General features: G+C 72.6%; 20 protein-coding genes. 11 read left to right on the forward strand and 9 right to left on the reverse strand.

Annotation, left to right across the window (positions count from 1 at the left end):
• Positions 1-144: 144 nt before the first annotated feature.
• Entirely contained in the window at positions 145-981 is an 837-nt protein-coding gene (locus JWN97_RS02850) for a DUF4397 domain-containing protein (RefSeq protein WP_297617900.1), read from the reverse strand.
• Positions 982-1,187: 206 nt separating this feature from the next.
• Here JWN97_RS02850 and JWN97_RS02855 point away from each other — a divergent pair, with 206 nt between their 5' ends.
• From JWN97_RS02855 to JWN97_RS02865, 3 genes are read left to right on the forward strand one after another with little or no spacing between them, the layout of a single operon-like run.
• On the forward strand, positions 1,188-2,072 hold the full coding sequence (locus JWN97_RS02855; RefSeq protein ID WP_297617903.1) for an arylamine N-acetyltransferase: 885 nt from the start codon (positions 1,188-1,190) through the stop codon (positions 2,070-2,072).
• Positions 2,069-2,527 (forward strand): GNAT family N-acetyltransferase, encoded by a 459-nt coding sequence (locus JWN97_RS02860; protein ID WP_297617906.1) that lies wholly within the window; start codon positions 2,069-2,071, stop codon positions 2,525-2,527. Before JWN97_RS02855 ends, JWN97_RS02860 begins: the two co-directional genes overlap by 4 nt.
• A gap of 9 nt (positions 2,528-2,536) precedes the next feature.
• Positions 2,537-3,448 (forward strand): hypothetical protein, encoded by a 912-nt coding sequence (locus tag JWN97_RS02865; protein WP_297617909.1) that lies wholly within the window; start codon positions 2,537-2,539, stop codon positions 3,446-3,448.
• On the opposite strand, the gene glpK is transcribed toward JWN97_RS02865, so the two are convergent.
• Both glpK and JWN97_RS02875 read right to left on the reverse strand, forming a co-directional pair.
• Positions 3,449-4,921 carry a glycerol kinase GlpK gene (gene glpK, locus JWN97_RS02870; RefSeq protein ID WP_297617912.1) on the reverse strand — a complete coding sequence of 491 codons (1,473 nt, stop codon included), beginning with the start codon at positions 4,919-4,921 and terminating at the stop codon, positions 3,449-3,451.
• 67 nt (positions 4,922-4,988) lie between these two features.
• Positions 4,989-5,828 (reverse strand): DUF1028 domain-containing protein, encoded by an 840-nt coding sequence (locus JWN97_RS02875; protein WP_297617915.1) that lies wholly within the window; start codon positions 5,826-5,828, stop codon positions 4,989-4,991.
• A 60-nt stretch (positions 5,829-5,888) separates the two neighbouring features.
• Between JWN97_RS02875 and JWN97_RS02880 the strand changes: the two genes are divergently transcribed.
• Positions 5,889-7,124 (forward strand): MFS transporter, encoded by a 1,236-nt coding sequence (locus tag JWN97_RS02880; RefSeq protein ID WP_297617921.1) that lies wholly within the window; start codon positions 5,889-5,891, stop codon positions 7,122-7,124.
• A gap of 16 nt (positions 7,125-7,140) precedes the next feature.
• On the opposite strand, the gene JWN97_RS02885 is transcribed toward JWN97_RS02880, so the two are convergent.
• On the reverse strand, positions 7,141-8,337 hold the full coding sequence (locus JWN97_RS02885; protein ID WP_297617928.1) for a pyrophosphate--fructose-6-phosphate 1-phosphotransferase: 1,197 nt from the start codon (positions 8,335-8,337) through the stop codon (positions 7,141-7,143).
• Positions 8,338-8,506: 169 nt separating this feature from the next.
• Between JWN97_RS02885 and JWN97_RS02890 the strand changes: the two genes are divergently transcribed.
• From JWN97_RS02890 to JWN97_RS02905, 4 genes are all read left to right on the forward strand, one after another.
• On the forward strand, positions 8,507-9,952 hold the full coding sequence (locus JWN97_RS02890) for an APC family permease (protein WP_297617931.1): 1,446 nt from the start codon (positions 8,507-8,509) through the stop codon (positions 9,950-9,952).
• A 67-nt stretch (positions 9,953-10,019) separates the two neighbouring features.
• Complete coding sequence (locus JWN97_RS02895) at positions 10,020-11,372, forward strand: metallophosphoesterase (protein WP_297617934.1); 1,353 nt, start codon at positions 10,020-10,022, stop codon at positions 11,370-11,372.
• A gap of 74 nt (positions 11,373-11,446) precedes the next feature.
• The gene (locus tag JWN97_RS02900) at positions 11,447-12,784 is read left to right on the forward strand and encodes a class II 3-deoxy-7-phosphoheptulonate synthase (RefSeq protein WP_297617938.1); all 1,338 of its coding nucleotides are present in this window, start codon (positions 11,447-11,449) and stop codon (positions 12,782-12,784) included.
• Positions 12,785-12,912: 128 nt separating this feature from the next.
• Positions 12,913-13,914: a GntG family PLP-dependent aldolase gene (locus tag JWN97_RS02905; RefSeq protein WP_297617941.1), complete on the forward strand. Its 1,002-nt coding sequence runs from the start codon at positions 12,913-12,915 to the stop codon at positions 13,912-13,914.
• Here JWN97_RS02905 and JWN97_RS02910 read toward each other — a convergent pair.
• Genes JWN97_RS02910 through JWN97_RS02930 form a run of 5 tightly spaced genes read right to left on the reverse strand, consistent with a single transcriptional unit; the run spans position 13,892 to position 19,057 of the window.
• Entirely contained in the window at positions 13,892-14,965 is a 1,074-nt protein-coding gene (locus JWN97_RS02910; protein WP_297617945.1) for a hypothetical protein, read from the reverse strand. The genes JWN97_RS02905 and JWN97_RS02910 overlap by 23 nt on opposite strands.
• 47 nt (positions 14,966-15,012) lie before the next feature.
• Positions 15,013-15,912 (reverse strand): DMT family transporter, encoded by a 900-nt coding sequence (locus JWN97_RS02915; protein ID WP_297617948.1) that lies wholly within the window; start codon positions 15,910-15,912, stop codon positions 15,013-15,015.
• Between the two features lie 17 nt (positions 15,913-15,929).
• The gene (locus JWN97_RS02920; protein WP_297617951.1) at positions 15,930-18,131 is read right to left on the reverse strand and encodes a Stk1 family PASTA domain-containing Ser/Thr kinase; all 2,202 of its coding nucleotides are present in this window, start codon (positions 18,129-18,131) and stop codon (positions 15,930-15,932) included.
• 23 nt (positions 18,132-18,154) lie between these two features.
• Positions 18,155-18,691 (reverse strand): lytic transglycosylase domain-containing protein, encoded by a 537-nt coding sequence (locus JWN97_RS02925; protein WP_297617954.1) that lies wholly within the window; start codon positions 18,689-18,691, stop codon positions 18,155-18,157.
• A 36-nt stretch (positions 18,692-18,727) separates the two neighbouring features.
• Complete coding sequence (locus JWN97_RS02930; protein WP_297617955.1) at positions 18,728-19,057, reverse strand: LysM peptidoglycan-binding domain-containing protein; 330 nt, start codon at positions 19,055-19,057, stop codon at positions 18,728-18,730.
• A 149-nt stretch (positions 19,058-19,206) separates the two neighbouring features.
• Between JWN97_RS02930 and JWN97_RS02935 the strand changes: the two genes are divergently transcribed.
• Genes JWN97_RS02935 through JWN97_RS02945 form a run of 3 tightly spaced genes read left to right on the forward strand, consistent with a single transcriptional unit; the run spans position 19,207 to position 20,524 of the window.
• Complete coding sequence (locus JWN97_RS02935; RefSeq protein ID WP_297617957.1) at positions 19,207-19,578, forward strand: Rv2175c family DNA-binding protein; 372 nt, start codon at positions 19,207-19,209, stop codon at positions 19,576-19,578.
• Positions 19,578-20,093: a ribonuclease domain-containing protein gene (locus tag JWN97_RS02940; RefSeq protein WP_297617959.1), complete on the forward strand. Its 516-nt coding sequence runs from the start codon at positions 19,578-19,580 to the stop codon at positions 20,091-20,093. The genes JWN97_RS02935 and JWN97_RS02940 overlap by 1 nt, the downstream gene beginning before the upstream one ends.
• On the forward strand, positions 20,090-20,524 hold the full coding sequence (locus JWN97_RS02945) for a barstar family protein (RefSeq protein WP_297617961.1): 435 nt from the start codon (positions 20,090-20,092) through the stop codon (positions 20,522-20,524). The genes JWN97_RS02940 and JWN97_RS02945 overlap by 4 nt, the downstream gene beginning before the upstream one ends.
• Positions 20,525-20,647: the final 123 nt, after the last annotated feature.

The raw sequence follows: 20,647 nt of genomic DNA on the forward strand, positions 1-20,647 counted from the left end.
GGGTGGTCGGGGTGGTCGGGATGGACCGGGGAGCGTCGGACCCGTCGGACGGCGCCGCGGGTGCGCCGGGCGTGGCGGTGCCACACCCGGTGCCGGCGAGGACGAGCGTGCCGGCGATGAGCAGCGCCACCGTCCTGCTCCCGGTCATCCCGCCGGCGGTGGCGGAGGATCCGCTGCGCGCCGTCGACGCAGGGCGACCACTGACAGGGTGCCGCCCACGGCCAGGAGACCGAGCACGACGACCGGCCACGGACCGTCGTCGTCCGCCCGTGTGCCGAAGGTGTCGACCGGGGACCGGACGAGCCCGGCCGACCCGGTGTCGATGCGGTTCGGCACAACGGCGCCGTCGGACGAGAGGGTCGTGGTGTGGCTGATGACGTTCATCGACTTGTCGCGCGGGTTGCCGTAGGCGTAGATCATCGAGAGGGTCTGCCCCTCGAGGGTCACGTCCAGGGGGCCGAGGATGGGGGCACCCTTCGTCCCGGAGGGGAGCAGGGCGACCTCGAGCGTGCCGGCCGGGACGTCCGCCTCGGCGAACTCGCCGTTGGCGATGTTGGTGAAGACCACCGTGCCGTCGACCTCGACGTCGGCGGGGGCCACCGTCGCGGTGTGGGCGAGCACCACGCGCGCCTTGTCCGGACCGATCGGCCCGGTCGGTGCGTCGTAGGAGTGGACGACCGGGTCGCCGTCCACCTCGGCCGGCAGGTGCAGCACGACGTCGCTGCTCGCCCCGGCGGACACGTCCAGGGTCGACGCCACCCGGAGGTCGTCGGCACCGGTGAACTCGATGTCGTGCTCACCGGGCGCCAGGTCGAACGGGCCGAGCAGGTCGCCGACCCCGGCCCCCGTCGCGACCGACCGTCCGTCGATCGAGACGTCGACCGCCACCCCGGGGAGCGCCTGGACGACGGTGACCTGGCCGGGCGGCGCGGTGGCCTGTCCCGGTGGGCCCAGCGGCACCGCGAGGACGAGCAGGGCCACGGCCGCAGCTGATGGAAGAAGACGACGCATCGGACTACACCCCCATGACGCGGCTCCGATTCGTGGGCCGCGACTACACCTGAACACCCGTTCGGCCGGGCCTCATCATCGATCTCGGGTATAGCCACGATCCCCTTCACCCCTGTGGGGGTAGTAGGTTCTACGGCGGCCGGACATCGGCCGGACGACGCGAGCCGGGGGCGGACATGGACGACAGCGACCGCTACCTCCTCCGCCTCGGGCTGACCGCCCGTCCGCCGGCGACCCTCGCGGGGCTGCGCGAGGTGCACCGCGCCCACGTCGCGCGGATCCCCTACGACAACCTGTCGATCATGCTGGGGCGACCCGACCCGGTGGACCCGGAGGCCGGCGTCGTACGCGCCGCCCACGGCGGTCGCCTCGGCTACTGCTTCCACCAGAACGGCGCCTTCGGGCGGCTGCTGACCGCGCTCGGGTTCTCGGTGAGCCGGCGGCACGGGCACGTGTGGTTCCGTCCGGAGGACGAGCTCGGCACGGGCCTCAACCACCTCGTGCTGGTCGTCTCCGGGCTGCCGACCGACGACAACCCCGGCGGCCACTGGTGGGTCGACGCCGGACTCGGCGAGGGCTTCGCCGAGCCGCTCCCACTGGTGCGTGGCGACCACGTGGTGGAGGGCTGGTCGTTCGGCATCGGCGCGGGCTACGGCGCCCAGGCGGCCGGGCGCCCCACGGGCCCCGCCGCGTGGACCTACCGTCACCTGCCCGGCGGGGTGCTGCGCGGCATCGTCGTCACCTCCCGCGACCACTCCGCGGACGTCATCGCCGACTCCCACCGGACGCTCAGCGCAGGCGAGGACTCGCCGTTCCGCCGCACCGTGGTGGCCCAGCGCATCGACGGCCCCGAGCAGCGCACGGTCCGCGGCCTGGTGCACCAGGTGCTGACGCCCGGCGGGCGCGACCAGCGCGACCTGAGGTCGTACGACGAGTGGCGCTCCGCGCTCGTCGACGACCTGCTGCTGGCGGTGGACGACGTCACCGACGCCGAGTGGGCCTCGCTCTGGGACCGTACGACGACCGCGCACCGGGCGTGGGACGAGGCCGGGCGCCCATGACGCACCCGCGGAGGAGGAGCTGGCGGCGCGCCACGACGGACGACGTCGTGGCCCTGCGCGACCTGGAGCGGACGGCGAGCCTGCAGGGTCTGGCGCACGTGTTCGGCGAGCTGCCCTATCCCGACGACGACGTGCTGGCGCGCTGGGCGTTGCTGCTCGACGATCCCACCGTGGTGGTCGAGGTGGTCGAGGACGACCAGGGCCTGGTGGCGCTGACCGCGCACGACGGCTCGACCCTGCGCCACCTGGCCGTCCGGCCGGACCACTGGAGCGCGGGACTCGGGCGGGAGGGGTTCGCCCGGGCCGAGGCGGCCGGGGCGCGCCGGCTGTGGGTGCTGGCCGACAACGGCCGCGCCCGCCGGCTCTACGAGTCGCTCGGCTGGGCGCCGAGCGGGGACAGCCAGGAGTGCCCCTGGCCGCCCTTTCCCACCGAGCTCGAGTACGCCGCTCCCTAGGATCGGTCCATGCCTGCTGCCACGCCGGACCCGCTGCTGGAGATCGCCGACGACCTCTACGCGATGTCCCTCGCCGACTTCACGCCCGCGCGCGACGCGCTGGTCAAGGAGCACAAGGGCGACAAGGCCCTGGCCGCCGGCATCAAGGGGCTGCGCAAGGCCTCGCTGGCGGCGTGGGTGGTCAACCTGCTGGTGCGGCGGGACCCCGACCAGGTCGACCAGGTGCTCGCCGTCGGTGCCGCGTTGCGCGATGCCCAGGAGAACCTCGACGCCACGCAGCTGCGGGAGTTCACCAAGCAGCGGCGCCAGCTGACCGCGTCGGTGACGACGGCCGCGCGGCGGATGGCCCGCGAGGAGGGCGTGAAGACCACCCAGTCGGTCGCCGACCAGATCGAGGCGACCCTCACCGCGGCCATGCTCGAGCCCGACGCGGCCAAGGCCGTGCGGAGCGGGTTGCTGGTGACGTCCCTGGCGGCGACGGGCCTCGGTGACCTCGACCTGAGCGCCGCCGTGGCCCTTCCCGAGGCGCTCGGCTTCAGCGCCAAGGCGCGCCCGGCGGCGGTGCCGGATCCCACCCGGCGGCCCCAGCTCCACGTCGTACCCGACCCGGATGCCGACGCCAAGGCCCGCGCCGCCGCGGACGAGCGCCTCGCGGACGCCCGCAGCGTGCTGGGGGAGGCGGAGAAGGAGCACCGGTCGACTCGTCGGGCCACCGAGAAGCTCCGGGCCAAGACGCTGCAGCTCCAGGCGGAGATCGACGAGCTGCGCAGCAGGATCGCGGTGCTCGAGGCCGAGGTCGACGAGGTCGACGACGAGCTCGGCGAGGCCGAGGCGGTGCAGGCAGAGGCCGAGGAGGCCGTCGAGGAGGCGCAGGCGGAGGTCGACGCGGCGAAGGCTGCGCGCGACAAGCTGCAGCGCTGACTAGACGGTCGCCCAGCCCTTCGCCCGCTCGACCGCGTCGCTCCAGCGGGCGTACGACGCGTCGAGCGCCGCGCGGTCACCGCCGGGCTCGAACCGCCGGTCGAGCGCCCACGTGTCGCGCAGGTCGTCGGTCGACTCCCAGGCCCCGGTGCCCAGCCCGGCGAGGAACGCCGCACCCAGCGCCGTGGTCTCCACGATCTCGGGTCTCTCGACCGCGCGTCCGACCTGGTCGGCCTGGAACTGGCAGAGCAGGTCGTTGGCCGCGGCACCGCCGTCGACGCGCAGGGTGGTGAGCTCGGGCAGGGTCTCGAGCACGTCGCGCACCTCAAAGGCGATCGCCTCGAGGGTGGCCCGGACGAGGTGGGCGCGGGTCGTGCCGCGCGTGATGCCGATGATCGTGCCGCGGGCGTGCGGGTCCCAGTGGGGCGCACCGAGGCCGGTCAGCGCCGGCACGAACACGACGCCGTCGGTGTCGTCGACGGTCTGCGCGATGGCGGCCGTCTCGGCGGCGTTGCCGACGATCTGGAGCCCGTCACGCAGCCACTGGACGGCAGCGCCGGTGACGAAGATGGCGCCCTCGAGGGCGTACGTCATCGCGCCGTCGGGGGAGCGCCAGGCAGCGGTCGACAGCAGCCCTGCGTCGCTGCGCACGACCGAGCCGCCGGTGTTGGTGAGGATGAAGGAGCCGGTGCCGTAGGTGCACTTGGACTCGCCCTCCTCGAAGCAGGTCTGCCCGAAGAGCGCGGACTGCTGGTCACCGGCGATGCCCGCGATCGGCAGCGACAGGCCGAGGAAGACCGACGGCTCGGTGGGTGCGACCTCGCCCCAGTTGGGCACGAGGTCGGGGAGCGCGTCGCGCGGCACCCCGAACAGCTCGCAGAGCTCGTCGGACCAGTCGCCGGCCTCGAGGTCGAAGAGCAGGGTGCGGCAGGCGTTGGAGACGTCGGTGACGTGCCAGGTGCCGCGCGTCATCCGGGCGATGAGGTAGGAGTCGACGGTGCCGACGGCGTACCTCCCCGACTGCACCAGGGCCCACGTGTGCGGCTCGTGCTCGGCCAGCCACATCAGCTTGGTGCCGGAGAAGTAGGGGTCGAGGCGCAGGCCGGTCAGCTCGGCGACCCGCTCCTCGTGGCCCTCGTCGCGCAGGCGGTCGCAGATGTCGGCGGTGCGCCGGTCCTGCCACACGATGGCGCGGCGGGGCGAGCCGAGGGTCTCGCGGTCCCACAGCACGATCGTCTCGCGCTGGTTGGTGATGCCGACCGCGGTGAGCTCGGAGGCGTCGACCTGGTCGAGGGCCTCACGGGTCGCCTCGATGGTCGCCTGCCAGATGTCCTCGGCCGAGTGCTCGACCCAGCCCGGCTGGGGGAAGTGCTGGCGGAACTCCTGGTAGCCCTTGGCCCGGATCCGCCCGTCGGTGGTGACCACCACGGCCGTGACGCCCGTCGTGCCCGCATCGATCGCGAGGATGCTCATGCCCGTGCTCGCTTCGCTCCGTGCGCGCATGAGGCACGAGTCGCACAGCGCTGGACGATTCGCTCGCTCATGCGGCCCCGCCCCGGATGATCGCCAGGATCCGCCGGTCGATCCAGGCGGGGCGGGCGCCGGAGTCGACGCGCATCTCGTAGTTCTCCGACCCGACCCACATGTGGAAGCTGTCCTTGCCCTCGGCCTTCGCCAGCGCCTCGAGCTCGATCATCAGTGCGTCGTCGACCGGCACCTGCTCCTCCGGCGTCGACGCCGTCAGGTAGAGCTCGTTGAGGTCCACGAGCCGCGCGAGCTCGGTGACTGGGTCGGCGTGGTCGTCGACGCGCAGGTCGACCGCGACGTCGTCGTGGCCGCCGTAGCCGGCACCGTCGCGTACGACGAGCAGTGCCGCCGACTGCCGGCCGCGCCGGTCGCCACCGGCGGCGTCGCCGGCAGCGAGGGCCGCGAGCAGCCGGCGCTCGAGGGACTGGTCGGCCCCGGCCAGCCACGCCGTCTCCATCGCCTCGACGACCTCCGGGCCGGTGAGGATGTTGCCCTGGATGGCGTAGCCGCCCTGCTCGCCGCTGCGTCCGGTCACGCCCCCGGCCCACGCGAAGCACTCGGAGCCCGTCCAGGTCGCGGCGTTGCCATCGGAGTCGACGATGCCGGCCTGCCGGTGCTCGCGGCCGTCGTCCTCCTCGACCAGGCGGTCGAGGGCGACCTGGGCGGTGGCCCCGTCGTCGAGGTGCGCCAGGCCGAGGTACTTGTAGGAGAGGTTGGCGTCGGCCTGGGTGGCGATGGCACCCACGCCCGCCGCCGCGGTCGGGACGGCCGAGCCCACGGCCAGGAACTTCGAGGCGACGGCCACGCCCCACGATTCGCCGTCGTCGGACCGCGCCACGATCGAGAAGGTCATGGCCCGAAACATAGCCCGACAGGACGCACGCGTGCTCGCCCGGAGTCCTAGTGTGGGCGCGTGCTGACCCGTCTCGGATTCCCCAGCGTCGGGGAGCATCGCCGCTTCGTGACCGCGATCGTGGCGGACACCGTCGGCAGCGGGCTCTTCATGCCGATCACGTTGCTCTACTTCCTGGCGATGACGGACCTGTCGCTGGTGCAGATCGGGTCGGCGCTGTCGCTCTCCGCGCTCCTCACGATGCCCGGCGCCTTCGTGATCGGCAGCCTCGTGGACCGCTTCGGCCCGCGCCGCATGATGCTGGCGGGCAACCTCATCCAGGCGGTCGGGATGCTGGCCTACCTGTGGGCCGACTCGCTGCTCGTCGTCGCGCTCTGGACGACCCTGCTCAACATCGGGCGGCAGTCCTTCTGGGGTTCCTTCGGCAACGTCGTCACGGCGATCTCGGCGCCGGGGGAGCGGGAGCTGTGGTTCGGCTTCCTGCAGGCCGTGCGCAACCTCGGCTACTCCGTGGGCGGAGTGCTGGCCGGTATCGCGCTCCAGATCGGCACCGACATCGCCTACCAGTCGGTGGTGGTGGTCAACGCGGTCACCTTCGTGCTCGCCTACGTCCTGCTCCTCGACGTCCCCGACCACCGCGTCGCGCGGGACGACGACGCCCCGCTGGAGGGCTGGGCCGTCGTCCTGCGCGACCGCGCCTACCTGCGCCTGGTGCTCGGCCAGCTCGGCTTCGTGGCCGGGATGATGGTGCTCAACTTCGCGCTGCCGGTCTACGTCGCCGAGACCATCGACCTGCCGGGGTGGGTGGTCGGGGCGATCTTCACCGTCAACACCGCGTTGGTCGGCCTCGGCCAGGGACTCGTCGTACGCCGCATGACGGGTCAGGTCCGGGCGCGCATGATGGGCCTGGCGCAGCTCATCTTCGTGGTCAGCTATGCGATGTTCGTCGTCGCGGGCTGGCTGCCGGTGTGGCTGGCTGTTGCCGTGATGCTGGTCGGGTCCGTGGTCTACACCTTCGGCGAGCTCACGGGCGGACCGGTCCTGAGCGCGACGGCCGCCGAGGCTGCGCCCGACCACCTCCGCGGGCGCTACCTCGGGCTGTTCCAGCTCAGCTGGGGGGTGGGCGGGGCGGTGACGCCGGTGGCCTTCACCTGGCTGCTCGCCCATGGGCCGACGACCCTGTGGTGGGTGCTGTCCCTCGTCGCCGTCGTCAGTGCCGCCTACCTCCAGACGCTCCCGCGGCTCCTGCCCGCGGCCGGCCTGCGGGTGACGCAGGCCGCCGAGCGCGAGGCCTGAGGCTCAGGCGCGAGGCTCAGGCCTGCCCGGTGCCAGCCAGCAGCTCGGTGAACCACGCCTGCCCGGCGTCGAAGGGCTTGTGCCCGGCGATCCGCTCGAACTCGATCGCCCGGAGCTCGTCGCCACGGTCCTCGTCGTGCCCGATGACGCCGGGGCGACCCTCGAGGGCGCACGCGACGGCCAGGTCGGCCATCTCCCGGATGAGGGCGAGGTCGGTCTCGTTGGCCGGCGCCGAGCGGGAGTAGTAGCCCGACTTCTGCACCATGTGCTTCTCGGCGCCGATCGCCCGGGAGAAGCGCTCGGCGAAGTAGCGGCCGGGGTTGATCAGGTCGATCTTGACGTGGCCGAACGGGTCGCGCCCGACGGTCTCGCCGGTGGCCTCGAGGTCGGCGACGATGTCGTCGATCCCGGCTCCCTCGGCGAGGAAGATGTTGACGCAGCCGACCTCGTCCATGACGGCGCGCAGGCGGTTCGCCTCGGCGGCCAGGTCGATGCCGCGCTCGGGGACATAGACCGCGTGGATGGCCCAGCGCCGCGGGTCGAGGCCGATCCCGGGCAGCCACTGCTGCTCGGCGTGCCAGGCCATGTAGTCGCGCGCGGCGGCGGCGGTCAGCCAGCCGCTGGCGCGGCCCATCACCTCGTGCACGATCAGCATGCGCGGGTTGGAGCCGTGCTCGGCGAGCACGTGCTGCGCGAAGCGGGACGCCTCCTGCGCCGCTGTCTGGGCACCGAGGCTCTGGCGGATCGGGACGATGTCGTTGTCGATGGTCTTGGGCAGCCCGACCACGGTGAGCTCGGAGCCCTGGGTGTGGAGGTACGCCGCCAGGTCGGCCGCCGCGGTGTTGGTGTCGTCTCCGCCGATGGTGTGCAGGATGTCCACGCCGTCGGCCTGCAGGCGCGCGGCGGCCACGGCCAGGGCGGTGTCGTCGGGCCCGATGAGGCCGCGCTTGCGGCAGTCGGCATCGTTGGTCAGCTTGACCCGGCTGTTGCCGATTGGGCTGCCGCCGTAGCGGTGCAGCAGGCTCGCGCCGGCACGCTCCTCGGGACCGATCACGAGGCTGTTGCCGGTGAGCAGGCCGTGGTAGCCGTGCTTGTAGGCGATGAGCTCGATGTCGGGGTCGATGGCGTCGTAGGTCTCGATGAGAGCACCTACGGCGGAGGACAGGCAGGGGGCGTAACCGCCGGCCGTGAGGAGGGCAACGCGAGTCGGCATGGGCAGCAGGGTAGTTAGAACGATCCAACACCGGAAGGCCCGTCTCGGCGCGCCGCCGCCGACCACGACGCGTCGTACGTCGGCGGGCCCGGTGGTTGCCTCGCGTCGCACGTGCGGTCCATTGTGTGCCAACACCCGTGCACGCACGCGGACGGACGAGGGGATCTCGATGAGCGCGACAGAAGCGACGCAGGACGTCAACGGCCCGGAGCCGGACCTCAAGCGGGTGATGGGGCCCAAGCTCCTCCTGCTCTTCATCGTCGGGGACATCCTCGGCGCCGGCGTCTACGCCGTCACCGGCAAGCTGGCCGGCCAGGTCGGCGGCATCGCCTGGCTGCCCTTCCTCGTGGCCTTCGCCGTCGCGACCGTGACGGCGTTCTCCTACCTTGAGCTGGTCACGAAGTACCCCCAGGCAGCGGGCGCCGCGCTCTACACGCACAAGGCGTTCGGCATCCACTTCATCACGTTCCTCGTGGCCTTCACGGTGGTCTGCTCCGGCATCACCAGCGCCTCGACGTCGTCGAACCTGCTCGCCGCCAACCTGCTCATCGGCTTCGGCGACGACAGCCCCTCGACCGGCGCGACGCTGATCGTCGCGCTGGCCTTCATGCTGGTCCTCGCCGCGATCAACCTGCGCGGTGTGGGTGAGAGCGTGAAGTTCAACGTGATCCTCACGCTCGTCGAGATGACGGCCCTCGCGATCGTGATCGTCATCGGCTTCGTCGTGGTGGCCAGGGGCGACGCCGACCTCGGTCGCGTCACCGTCTTCGAGAGCCCCGACGACAAGGGCCTCTTCATGGCCGTCACGGTCGCGACCGCGATCGCCTTCTTCTCGATGGTCGGCTTCGAGGACTCGGTCAACATGGTCGAAGAGACCCAGGACCCGATGCGGATCTTCCCCCGCACCATGCTGACCGGGCTGGGCATCGCGGTCGTGATCTACATGCTGGTCGCGATCTCCGTGGTGGCGGTCATCCCCGCCGGCGACATCGCGAAGCCCACCAACGCGGAGGCCGGGATCCTGCTCGACGTGGTCAAGGTCGGCGCGCCCGACCTGCCGATCGACAAGCTCTTCCCGTTCCTCACGGTCTTCGCGGTCGCCAACACCGCCCTCATCAACATGCTGATGGCCAGTCGCCTCATCTACGGCATGGCGCAGCAGGACGTGCTGCCCCGCAGCCTGGGCCGCGTCCTGCCGGGCCGCCGCTCGCCGTGGACCGCGATCCTCTTCACGACGCTGCTGGCACTCGGCCTGATCTACGTCGTGTCCACCCAGTCCGACAACTCCGTCGTCAGCGCCCTGTCGGGCACGACCGCGACGCTGCTGCTGGCGGTGTTCACGGTCGTCAACATCGCCTGCCTGATCCTGCGCCGCGACCCGACCCCCGACGGCGCCTTCACCGCACCGACGTACCTCCCGGTCGTCGGCGCGATCTGCTGCGCCTACCTGCTCGGCCCGTGGGCCCGCACCGAGGCCGACATGGTCCAGTACAAGATCGCCGGCGGCCTCCTCGCGGTCGGCGTGGTCCTGTGGGCGCTCACCTGGGCGACCAACCGCGGGGTCCGGGCCAAGAAGACCGGCTTCCGCGACATCGACCACCTCGAGAAGGACTGACGCGAGCGGACGCCGACACGGCCGGGCGCGTCCCGGCCGTGTCGGCCCCGGCGTCTACGGTTGTGGCGTGATTCGTCGACCTCTCGGGCCGCTGCTGGCTGTGCTGATCGCGTCGGTGCTGGGCTGCACGTCGGTCACGCCCTCCTCGCCACCGGCGAACGCCACGCCCGGTGGCGACGACGGTGGCACCACCGTCCACCCGTCGGGCCAGCCGTCCACCGAGCTGGAGCGCGGCGGACCGCGCGACCGGCCGCCGGTGCCGTCGGCCCCCGACCTGGCGGGCGCCTACCGCTTCATCTCGTCCCCCGACTTCCTCAACCAGGACGTCGCCGACCTGACCGCGGGCGGCCGCCGGCAGCACATCGACCCGAGCACCGGCCAGGTCGCCAACTCCACCAACCCCGAGTACGACGCCGCGCTGGACCACGTGATCACCGAGATGGCCTCCCACGCCACCGACGACGTCCTCGTCGCGGGCGACCTGGTCGAGGGTCGCTGGGGTCGCGACGACTCCCGCACCGGGGTCTTCGGACCCGTGCGGACCCAGGCGCAGCGACTGCGCGCGTGGCGTAGGGCGGCCGACGCCTACTACCCGGCCTACCTCCAGCGCTTCGCCGACCACGGCCTCACCACCTACCCCGCGATCGGCGACCACGAGATCGGCGACGACCCGTGGCGCAAGGGCCGTGACACCTGGACCGACTTCAAGCGGCGCCACGTGCCGCAGTTCAAGAGCATCTTCGCCGACCACGTGCTGGCCGGTGCCGACGGCGAGCCGCGCTTCCCCGACGGACCTCGGGGCCAGGCGCGGCGCACCGCCTACGCCGTACGGCTGTCTCCGACCGTCCTGCTCGTCACCCTCGACGTCTTCGAGCGCCGCGGGGGAGACGTGCACATGTCCGTCGACCCGGCGCAGCTGCGCTGGCTCAGGCAGGTGCTGCGCCAGGCGCGTGCCGACGAGGTCCCCTGGGTGATGGTGCAGGGGCACGTGCCGATGACCGGCGACGTCCGCACCCGCAACTCCAGCCACCTCGTCTACGAGGACGGCGTGCGGTCCGACCTGTGGCGTGCCATGGTCAAGGGGGGCGTCGACGTCTACCTCAGCGGTGAGGTGCACGACCAGACGGTCCACCAGCGCGACGGGATCCTCGAGGTCTCCCACGGCTCCCTGCTCTACCGCGGCGAGGCGTCCTACGTCGTGGGGCAGGCCACGGCCGAACAGCTGGTCCTGGAGAACCACCAGTTCCGGGGCACCATCAACTTCGAGGACCGCCTCTGGACCACGTCGCGGCAGGGGGCGCCCGGCCACATCAGCTACCCCTACCCCTCCATCGTGACGGGCACGCTCGTGGCCAGCCGGACCCGGTCCGGTGGGGTGCGCGTCGACGACGCCGAGGGCGTCCTCACGCCCCGGTCCTGACCGATCGGGCACTGTGGCCGCCCAGGGGGCGGTCAGGGTTCGGGTGCGCGCTGCCCGCGCCGTACCCTTGAGGGGTGAGTGCTATCCCCACCCTCGAGCAGCTGCACGCGCTCGGGCCCCTCCAGCAGCCGACCTACCCCGACCAGGGTGCGGTCGACGCGGCCGTGGCCCGACTCAAGACGTCGCCGCCGCTGGTGTTCGCGGGGGAGTGCGACGACCTCACGGCCAAGATCGCGGCCGTCACCCGCGGCGAGGCGTTCCTGCTCCAGGGCGGCGACTGCGCCGAGACCTTCGACGGCGTGACCGCCGACAACGTGCGCAACAAGCTCCGCGTGCTGCTGCAGATGGCGGTCGTGCTGACGTACGCCGCCTCCGTGCCCGTGGTGAAGCTGGGCCGGATCGCCGGGCAGTACGCCAAGCCCCGCAGCTCCGACATGGAGACCCGCGGCGGGGTGACGCTCCCGGCCTACCGCGGTGATGCCGTCAACGGCTTCGCCTTCACGCCCGAGGCCCGCATCCCCGACCCGCAGCGCCTCGTCGACGTCTACAACTCCTCGGCGGCCACGCTCAACCTGGTCCGCGCGTTCGTGACCGGTGGCTACGCCGACCTGCGCCAGGTGCACACCTGGAACACCGACTTCGTGCAGAGCTCACCCTTCGGCCAGCGCTACGAGGCGGTCGCCGACGAGATCGAGCGGGCGCTGACCTTCATGAAGGCCATCGGCGCCGACCCCGACGAGTTCCACCGCGTCGACTTCCACTCCAGCCACGAGGCGCTGCTGCTGGAGTACGAGCAGTCCCTGACGCGCATCGACTCGCGCACCGACCTGCCCTACAACGTCTCCGCGCACTTCGTGTGGATCGGCGAGCGCACGCGCCAGCTCGACGGGGCGCACGTCGAGCTGCTCTCGCGCATCCAGAACCCGATCGGCATCAAGCTCGGCCCCACGACGACGCCGGACGACGCGCTGGCCTACGCCGCGCGGCTCAACCCCGACAACACCCCGGGGCGGCTCACCTTCATCACCCGCTTCGGCGCCGACAAGATCCGTGACGGCCTGCCGGCCCTCGTGGAGAAGGTCACCGCGGAGGGCGTGCAGGTCGCCTGGGTCTGCGACCCCATGCACGGCAACACCTTCGAGGCCTCGTCGGGCTACAAGACCCGCCGCTTCGACGACGTGATCGAGGAGGTCCAGGGCTTCTTCGACGTGCACCGCAGCCTCGGCACCTGGCCCGGCGGCGTGCACGTCGAGCTCACCGGCGACGACGTCACGGAGTGCGTCGGCGGCGGCGAGGAGATCAACGAGGCCGGCCTGGCCAACCGCTACGAGTCGGTCTGCGACCCGCGCCTCAACCGCGTCCAGTCCCTCGAGCTGTCGTTCCTCGTCGCCGAGATGCTGCGCAAGGCCTGAGCCGGGCGGCCCGGCCCTCGAACTCGCCAACTCACCGGTTGGCTGGCCACCTCACCGGTCGGCTGGCCAACTCGTCAGTTGGCCGGCCCGTCCCGCCGCCACTGCTGCCTCCCGATAGGTTCGCCCTCGTGATCGACCTCCGCTCCGACACCCTGACCCGGCCGACCGACGCGATGCGCGAGGCGATGGCCCGCGCGGAGGTCGGTGACGACGTCTACGGTGAGGACCCGACGGTCACCACGCTGCAGGAGCGGGTGGCCGCGATGTTCGGCCACGAGGCCGCGCTGTTCACGCCCACCGGGTCGATGGCCAACGTGCTCGCCGTCGCCTCCCTCGTCTCCCCGGGCGAGGAGGTGCTGTGCGAGTCGTCGGCGCACATCGCCCGCGCGGAGCTGGGCGCCCACGGGGCGATCAGCGGGATCACGATGCGCACGTGGACCGGGGCGCGCGGGCAGGTCGACCTGTCCGCGATCGAGTCGATGTACGCCCCCGACATGGGGCCGTTCTTCGTGCGGACGGCCGCGGTGTCGGTGGAGAACACCCACAACTTCGCCGGCGGTGCGGTGCTGCCGCTCGAGGAGCTGCGCGAGCTGCGCGCGTGGGCGGACACGACCGGCGCCCGCATCCACCTCGACGGCGCCCGCCTCTGGAACGCGCACGTCGCCACGGGCACGCCTCTGGTCGACTACGGCCGGATCGCCGACGTGCTCGCCGTCTGCCTCTCCAAGGGCCTGGGCGCGCCCATCGGCTCCCTCATGGTCGGCTCGGCCGACGCGATCGACCAGGCCCGCGTCCGGCGCAAGCGCCTGGGCGGCGGCATGCGCCAGGTCGGGGTGCTGGCCGCGGCGGGGGCGTACGCCCTGGACCACCACGTCGAGCGGCTGGCCGACGACCACGAGCACGCCCGCCTGCTCGGCGAGGCGCTCGGCCTCGATCCGGCGAGCGTCGACACCAACATCGTCGTGGTCGACCGGCCCGATGCCTCCGCCTTAGTGGCGGCCGCGGCCGACGAGGGCGTCCGGATCTCGGCGGTCGGACCGCGCGCCGTACGCCTGGTCACCCACCTCGACGTCACGCGGGGCGACGCCGAGCGGGCGGCCGTCGTGCTCAGCCGGCTCGCCGCCCGCTGATCGCGACCTCGCTGATCGCGGTGTAGTCGCGCCCGAGGTTGCCGCTGCCGGGGGGCGTCACCGAGGTGATCGTGATGGTGACCGTCCCGGTCAGCACCGGCGGCACCTTCAGCCGCTGCAGGCCCGGTCGCTCGGCGAAGGTCTGCTCGACGGTCGTGCCGTCCTCGAACCCCCAGGTGACCGCCAGGATCCGGCGGTTGTTGGGATACCAGTCCACGCCGGCGACCTGCTTGGAGTAGCCGTTGACGAGGCCCACGCGGGAGACCACGCGCGGCTCGGCCAGGGTGAGCGTGACCGCCTGCCCGGTGGCGTCGCCGGCCATCCGCCAGGTGGTGGTCGGGTTGCCGTCGACCATCTGGCTGGCTTCGTACGCCACCAGGTTGCCGTCGAAGTCCGTCGTGGGCGGGGCCGTGTCAGGGACCGCGACCGCCGCGCCGGTGGCCAGGTCGAGCAGCTTGCCGACACCCGTCGGGCCGTCGGTCGGTGAGCTCCCTGCCTCCTCGGGATCCTCCGACGACTGGTCCGGGCTGGTGGCGGACGACTCGCCGGCGGCGGGATCCGTGGCCGTGCCATCGTCGTCGGTGCCGAAGACCTGGAGGAGCACGAAGACCAGGCCGACGAGCAGCACGGCGCCGAGCACCCACGCGATCCACGCCCGTCCGGGCAGCGGGGAGTCGCCGTCGAGGTCGTCGACCTCCTCGTAGGGGAGCAGCTCCTCCTGGGGGTCCCACTCGGTCCGTGGGCGAGAGGGCGTCGGGGACTCCGGCTCGGCGCTGCGGCGGGTCCGCCGAGCGGGCTTCGGTGCAGCCCCCTTCGCCACCACCGGGACGGCGGCCGGCGGGACCGGGGTCGGGTCGGCTGCCTGCACCGGGAGAGCCACCGGCACGTCGCGCACCTGCGTCGGCGCTGGGGGTGCGGCCGGCGCGCCGGGCTCGGTGGTCGGCGGGGCAGCCGCCAGCGGGGCGGGTGCGGGCTCGCCGATGGGATGCCCGCAGTTGAGGCAGAACCGGCCCACGCCGAGCTCCGCGCCGCACCGCACACACGTGTCCACGGGCCCCACGATAGGGGGACCGACCCACGCCGTCGCGCGTCTCGGCATCAGACCGCGATGTGCGGGACCTCGCCCTCGACCGCGCGGCGCGGTGCGAGCTCGACGGTCAGCATGGCGACGAGCACCATCGCGCCCCCGACGAGCAGCCGGGCCGTGACGTCCTCGCCGCCGAGCCAGACCGCGAAGACCGACGCGAAGACCGGCTCCATGCTCATGATGATCGCGCTGCGGGTGGGCGGCAGGTGCGCCTGCGCCCATGTCTGCCCGAGCAGGCCGAGCGCGCCGACGACGATCGCCATGTAGACCACCGACATCCAGTCGCCCGTGCGGTCCGGGAGCACGATCCCGTCGTGCACCGTTGCGAGGATGCAGAGCACGGCGATGACCATGATCTGAAGGATCGTCATGCCCACCGCGTCCTGCGCCGTGGACCAGGCACCGAGCCCCACGATGTGCAGCGCGTAGAGCACCGCCGAGGCGAGCGTGATGAGCTCGCCGAAGCCGATGCTGACGCCGTTGAGCGCCAGGACGCCGAGCCCGACGGTGGCGAGCGCGACGGCCACCCACGTGACCGGGGGGATGCGCGTGCGCAGGATCGCCGCGGCCAGCAGCGGGGTGCACACGACGTACAGCCCGGTGACGAAGCCGCTGATGCTCGCGGGGGTGTGGGCCAGTCCCGCGGTCTGCAGGATCTGGGCGACGCCGTAGAGCCCACCGAGCACCACGGCGTGCCTGCGCACCTGCGGTGACAGCCGTCCCAGCGCCTTGGGAGCCACGACCAGCAGCGCGAGCGACGCGATGGTGAACCGGAGTGCCAGGAAGTCGAGCGTCGGCACCCGGTCGAGCAGGTCCTTGATCAGGAAGAAGGTGGAGCCCCAGCAGGCCGCCAGGCCGAGCAGCGCACCGGCCGCCAGCAGCGTCGTACGCCGGTTCTGCTCCGCATCCACGCAGGAAGGCTAGGACCTCAGATGATGAACAGCGTGATCGTGGATCCCTTGGGGACTTCCTCGCCGGAGTCGGGGTCGGAGCTGAAGACGTAGCCGAGGCCGAGGTAGCTGTCGGCCTCCTCGGTCTCGACGTTGAAGCCGAGGCCCTCGAGCAGCTCCGTGGCGGCCTCGACGCCCATGGCCCGCACCCGGGGCACCTCGACCAGCTCGGGTCCCTGCGACACGACGAACGAGACCGTGTCGCCGCGGAAGAGCGTGCCGGTGGTGGGGTCCTGGGAGATGACGTAGCCCTCGGGGACGGTGTCGCTGAACTCCTCACCGGTCACGGCGACCTGCAGCTTGCGTCCCTCCAGCGCCTGCTGCGCGTTGGCGAAGGGCTTGCCGGTCCAGTCCTTGATCGTGATCGGCTTGCGACCACGGCTCAGCACGAGGTCGACGGCGGCGCCGGGCTTGAGCGTCGTCCCGGCCTTCGGGGAGGTGCGGATCACCTGCCCCTCGGGGACGGTCTCGCTCCACCGGCCGATGCTCTCGCCGAAGGCGAGGTGGGTGGCGGCGAGGGCGTCCTGGGCCTGGTCCTCGGTCAGCCCCCTGAGCGCGGGCACGTCGTAGCGCTCGGGCCCCAGGGAGAGGGTGAGCGTGACGGTGCCGCCGTCCAGCACCTTGCCGCCGGGCTCGGGATCGGTGGCGATGACCAGGCCGGCGGCGACGTTCTCGCTGTACGCCGGGTCGCCCGTCTCGGCGTCGAGGCCAGCCGCGTCGAGCCGGGAGGCCGCGGCGGCCTCGTCCATCCCGAGCACACCGGGCGTCGTCGTGTAGCGCTCCCAGCCGAACCACCATGCGCCGAGGCCGATGCCGGCGGCCAGCAGGATGGCGAGCAGCAGGGCGAGCGGTCCCTTGACCGAGCGCCGCCGGGCCGTGGTGGTCACCGGCACCACCCGGCTCGGCGCCCGTCCCGGGGCGGGACGGGTGTCGGGACCGGTGGCAGGGCGGGTGGCAGGGCCGGCGGCAGGAGTGGTTGTGGTGCCGACGGGCATCGCGGTGGTGGCCGGGGCGCCCTCGGGCGGAGTGGTCCGCGGCACGGCCGCGGTGGCCACGGTCGGCGGCGCGGGATGGCGCTCGAGCGCCGTCGTACGGTCGGGGGTGCCGTCGTCGACGAGGCCCGAGTCGCGGGGGTCGACCTCGGTGAGCAGGGCCAGGGCGTCGGCGTCGAACGGTTGGGGCGTGATGTCGGAGCCCGGCTCGGTCGCTTCGTCGGACGCGGGGGCAGGGCGGGGGAGCAGGTCGGCGGCGAGCTCGGGGTCGGAGGTGAGTCCCTCGCGCAGTGCCTGCTCGACGCGGTGCAGGTGGTGCAGCAGGACCGTGGCGTCCGCCGCTCGCTGGCCGCGGTCGCGGGAGGTCGCGCGGGCGACCAGCGCGTCGACGTAGTCGGGGATGGCGGGCTGCACGAGGGACGGCATCGGCACGTCGTGGTGGACGTGGCGGTAGGCCACCTGGATGGGGGACTCGCCCTCGTGGGGCTTGCTGCCGGTGAGCAGCTCGTAGAGCACGACGCCCGCGGCGTAGACGTCGGCGCGCGCGTCGGCACGGCCGTCGACGACCAGCTCGGGGGCGAGGTAGGACACGGTGCCGATCAGCACGCCGCCGGTGGCGGTGTGCTGGGTGTCGGCGCTGACCGCCTTGGCCAGGCCGAAGTCGGCGACCTTGATCCGGCCGCCGTGCGCCTCGTCGGCGATGAGGACGTTCTCGGGCTTGACGTCGCGGTGGATCAGGCCCGCCCGGTGGGCCGCGGCGAGGGCGGAGACGACGGGCTCGAGCAGGGCAAGGGCCCGGCTCGGCGGCATCGGGGCCTCCTTGCGGATGACGTCACGCAGCGTGTGGCCGGGGACGTACTCCATCACCAGGAAGACGGTGTCGGCGCCGTCGGAGGTGTCGTCGCCCTGGTCGTAGACGGCGACGACGTGCGGGTGGTTGAGCCGCGCCGCGGCGCGGGCCTCGCGGACGAAGCGCTCGGCGAAGTCCTGGTCGTCACCGAGCCCGGGGTGCATGACCTTCACGGCGACCGTGCGGTCGAGCCGGGTGTCGGTGGCTTCGTAGACGCTGGCCATGCCACCACGCGCCACCCGGGCGCCGATGCGGTAGCGACGGTCCAGCAGGCGACCGACCAAGGGGTCGCCAGCAGCGCCGGGCGCGGTTGCGCGGGCGTGCTCGGGTGGCTCCACTGCTCGACCTCCAGAGAGCCGGATCAGAGGGCGTACGGGGAAGGATCCGGCTCCACCACTCTACGGAAACGACGACTGCCGCCACGCCCAGGCACGGTTCGGGCGTGGCGCAACGCCCGGCTCAGGGGCCACGCGGCACAGGCAGGTCGGGGCCGGGACGGGGTCGGGCCGCACTCAGGAGGGCGAGCGCCCGTCCTCGAGACGGCGCTTGATCGCCTCGACGTTGTCACGTAGGCCCTGGTCTCCTCGTAGAGCCCGTGCCGCTGCACCGCCCCGAGGCCCTGGTAGTAGGCGCCGATCTTGTGCGTACGCCGCTGCGTGTGGTGCGACAGCACGCGGAGCAGCAGCACCCCGGCCTTCGCGTTGTCGCCGAGCTTGCGCAGGTCCAGCGGCCGTACGGCGTAGTGCTCCATCCACCGTGCGGTGGACGGCAGCACCTGCATCGCGCCGATGGCGTGGGCGCCGGACACCACACCCATCTGCCAGCCCGACTCCTGCCAGGAGATGGCGAGCGCGAGCTGAGGGTCGACGCCGTGGTGGCGCGCGGCTCCGGCGACCACCCGGCGGACCTTCTCCCGGTCGCGGTCGGGGTGCTGTCACATCGACGTGCCGCCCTTCCCGCCCTTGCCGGACCGTTCCTTCCTCACCACCGGGATCACGATCCGCTGGCCGACGCGGAGGGTGCCGCTGCGGCCGAGGTGGTTGTGGGAGACGATCTCGGCCGTCCACGCGTGGAAGCGGACCGCGAGGCTGGAGGCGGTGTCGCCCGGCTCCACGACGTACGACACCGGCGTGCGGCCGGCGGGGAGCCGCTCGTGGTCGGCGTGGGCGGGTGCGGCGACGACGGTGGTCGCCACGGTGGCGGCGCCGAGCGCGAGGCCGGCGACGAGTCGCGCGGCTGTTCGGGGGGAGTCGGGTCGGGGCACGGGAGGCTCCTCGTCTCGTCTGCTGCGCCCGGGGGCTGGGGGCCCGCGGGAGGGAAGCGCGCGAACGAGCATTCGACGTTAGCGACCATCGGACGGCGACGCGAGGCGCCGGGTGGGTCGGGCGTGTCGCGCGTGGGAGACTTCCGCGCATGAATGACGTCCCCCTCGCCGATCGTGACCTGGCTGCCCTCGTGTCGGAATGGCTCGACTGGAAGCAGGTCTCCGTGCTGCTCGGCGTGACGCCCGGCAAGGTCCGCACGATGATCAAGGACCACGAGCTCGCCGCCGCCGTCTCCGAGCCCGGCACCGGTCCCCGCGTGCCCGCGGAGTTCATCCAGGACGGCCTCGTGGTCAAGGGCCTGCCCGGCCTGCTCACCTTGCTGCACGACCACCGGTTCGACGACCGCGAGTGCATCGCCTGGCTCTTCACCGACGACGACCTCCCGGGACGACCGATCGACGCGCTGCGGGAGAACCGCGGCAGCGAGGTCAAGCGGCGCGCGCAGGTGCTGGAGTACTGATGGCGGACCGGTCGGCCGGCCGCACGCGCTACCAGTGGGGCCTGCTGCTCCTGGCCGCGGTGCTGCTGGTCGCCTGGCTCCTCGTCGACGGCGGCGGGCAACCCGACCCCGATCCGAGCGGATCCGGTACGACGTCGTCCTCGCCGTCCACCCCGCCCACGCAGGAGCTCACGTCCGGCACCACGCCCTCGTCCGAGCCGGGCGGTGACGCCGGCACCGACCCGGACAGCGGCCTGCCGCTCGTCCGAGTCGCCGACCTGCCCCCCGAGGCGGCGCTGATCCTGGAGCTGATCGACGCCGGTGGTCCGTTCGACGAGGACCGCGACGGGGTCACCTTCGAGAACCGCGAGGAGCTGCTGCCCGACGAGCCCCTGGGCTACTACCGGGAGTACACCGTGCCCACTCCCGGCTCCGACGACCGCGGCGCGCGCCGCATCGTCGCCGGCGAGGACGGCGAGCTCTACTACACGGGCGACCACTACCGCTCGTTCTCCCGGATCGCGAGCGGGGCATGAGTGGTCTGGCCGCCATACTCGCCGGGCACGAGGCGCCCGGGATCCACCTGTGGCACGGGGCCTTCGACGTCGCCGACGTCCGCCACACCGTCGAGCACGCCGGCTGGGGCTTCGCCCACGTCGACGGCTGGACCGTCGCCGGCACCAAGGCCGGGTTCCTCGCCGCGGTCGGGGAGGCGCTGCACTTCCCCGACTACTACGGCCAGAACTTCGACGCCCTTGCCGACTGCCTCCGCGACATCGGTCGGGGTGTCGAGGGCGTGGTGCTGCTGTGGGACGGCTGGGGCACCCTGGCCCGCGCCGACGAGAAGGCCTTCAGCATCGCGCTGAGCGTCCTCCGTGCACGGGTCAACGACGACCGGCGCGTCCCGTTCTCCGTGCTGCTGCGGGGCGAGGGGCCCGAGCTCCCGGGGATCCCCAGCCTGGACTAGCTGTACTGATCGGGCACGTTGGTCGAGATCGTGTGACGACACGATCTGAATGAGCTTGGAAGGCGAAGACCTCCGGGCGTGGAGTGGAGCTGTCTAAGAACCGCTTCCACCACCTGGAGGTCT

Source organism: Nocardioides sp. (genome assembly GCF_025965415.1).
Classification (GTDB): Bacteria; Actinomycetota; Actinomycetes; order Propionibacteriales; family Nocardioidaceae; genus Nocardioides.